General features: G+C 38.7%; 3 protein-coding genes and 1 rRNA gene. 2 read left to right on the top strand and 2 right to left on the bottom strand.

The genetic code is table 11. The features are described 5' to 3' along the window. Positions 1-185: transposase (locus F0342_RS24455; RefSeq protein ID WP_464764950.1), on the bottom strand; the 185-nt coding region annotated here is incomplete at its 3' end. A gap of 127 nt (positions 186-312) precedes the next feature. Further along, on the bottom strand, positions 313-660 hold the full coding sequence (locus tag F0342_RS24450) for a YgzB family protein (protein ID WP_148968126.1): 348 nt from the start codon (positions 658-660) through the stop codon (positions 313-315). Between the two features lie 152 nt (positions 661-812). Between F0342_RS24450 and F0342_RS24445 the strand changes: the two genes are divergently transcribed. Together F0342_RS24445 and F0342_RS24440 are read left to right on the top strand one after the other, a co-directional pair. Then, positions 813-1679 (top strand): nucleotidyltransferase-like protein, encoded by an 867-nt coding sequence (locus F0342_RS24445; RefSeq protein WP_149158295.1) that lies wholly within the window; start codon positions 813-815, stop codon positions 1677-1679. A gap of 259 nt (positions 1680-1938) precedes the next feature. Next, positions 1939-2133: ribosomal RNA gene (locus tag F0342_RS24440) — 16S ribosomal RNA — on the top strand; the annotation flags it as partial.

The raw sequence follows: 2133 nt of genomic DNA, 5'->3' as shown, positions 1-2133 counted from the left end.
AGAACGACGGGATCAATACTCGGTCGACCATTATCTAAACAATACTTATCTTTTACCAGGTCATAAATAAATTCAAAGTCAATCGCTTGTTCAACCTTCCTAACCAGATGATCCTCTGGAACAAGTTGGTCCAACGCAACCATTTCAATTTGATTTCTTCCATCCTCAACGTGTTTTGATAACATTTTATATCCCCCACAAAAATATCGATTCCATTCCATTATACAAAAAAAGCTTGTAGACTTGGTCTAATTTTTAGACTTTGTCTACAAGCTGAAAAGACCTTCAGTAGAAGGTCTTTTCTCATTCGGGTTATCTTTTCTTTTTATTATAGTCCTCATCAAACTCTTCGCCTTCCAAGTTCGGATCAAGAGTTAATGGTTCATTACAATACATACACATATCTACTCGTCCAAGGACTTTTGTGACCTTCCCGCAATTAGGACATGTGACTTGAACAGCCTTAGTGGATAGCATCCCGATCCAGAAATAGACAACCGTGCTTCCGATGATTGCCAGAAAACCCAGTAGCATGAATGTTGTCATAACCCATGGATGTTCTCTAAAATATATACCTACGTACATAATGATAAATCCGATGAAAACCAAACTTAAGGCAAACGTACGGATTTTATTAATTTTACTCGAATACTTAGCCATTTGTTTGTCCCTCCTAAAAAAATACTATACCATAATTGTTGTAAGAAGAGGGATACGAAACTGTTTTGTCGAAAAATGACTATATCCAGAGAAGGAAATCGCCTTTGAATGTCGAAATAGTAACCAACCAATGAGTGATGGAGGAGTATGAAATGGAAGACATTTTACGACCGTTATACCAAGAGCGTACAAGTCACCCCAATACTTTAGGAGCACTTTTAATAGAACAAAACAAGAAATCCAGTCCGTTGACGGATACTTTTGATATTGTCCTTTTTCTAGTGGTGAAAGAAGCTGAAGAGCCAATATTCATTAAACACTATTCTTATAAAGAACAGAAGGCAGCCTTACATATCGTAACGGAAGCAAAGTTGAATGAGTGGATATTACTCGGCTCCAACCGCAAAGTGATCGATTGGCTGTTTAATGGTAAGATACTGTTCGATCGCAACGAATATATTCATAACCTTAAAACAGAGTTAAGAGATTTCCCTTTTTATGGCAGAAAGATAAAGATGGGGATGGAATTTGCCAAGTTGATTCGTCGTTACATGGACGGTAAAGAATTCTTTGAAAGTAAGCATTATTTAGATGCCTATAACCACATCGTCCATTCCTTACACCATCTGGCCAGACTTGCGGTCATCGAAAACGGATTTCATCCGGAGGTAACCGTATGGAACCAGGTAAAACAAATAGAGCCTGAAATCTACAAGTTGTATGAAGAACTCGTAACAAGTGACGAAGAGATTGATAAACGACTTGAACTGCTGTTTCTGGCAAGTGAGTTTCTCATCCACTCAAGAACGAAGGTATCAACGGAACATCTATTAAGCATCCTGAATCAGAAAGAACATTGGACGTTCCAGGATCTTCTCAATCATTCAGAGGCAAAACATTATTCAGTGGATTTAAGCATGCTCATTGAATATCTGACAGATAAAGGATTCGTTGAAATTGTAAATGTAGACACAAAGGGACAGGGGATTTATCACCGCTATTATCGAGCAGTAAAATAATTATAGTGAAATATTAATTATTCGTTGACTTCAATATGAAACCTTGTTATATTAGTAAATGTCGCTGCTGAACGACGACAACGAGCGGTCAGTGGCGACTTAAAAAACTTAAAAAGTTGTTGACATCAACTCTATAACTTGGTAAGATAAAAAAGTCGCTTAAATGAAGCGATTGCACATTGAACCTTGAAAACTGAACAAAACAAGACAATACGTCAACGTTAATTCTAGATTTATTTTTAAAGAGCTATTCAAACTTTTATCGGAGAGTTTGATCCTGGCTCAGGACGAACGCTGGCGGCGTGCCTAATACATGCAAGTCGAGCGGACTGATGGGAGCTTGCTCCCATCAGTCAGCGGCGGACGGGTGAGTAACACGTGGGTAACCTGCCTGTAAGACTGGGATAACTCCGGGAAACCGGGGCTAATACCGGATAACTCATTTCCTCGCATG

The organism is Bacillus sp. CH30_1T (assembly GCF_008364765.1).
Classification (GTDB): Bacteria; Bacillota; Bacilli; order Bacillales; family Bacillaceae_B; genus Rossellomorea.
This window is presented reverse-complemented; position numbering and strand designations above follow the sequence as displayed.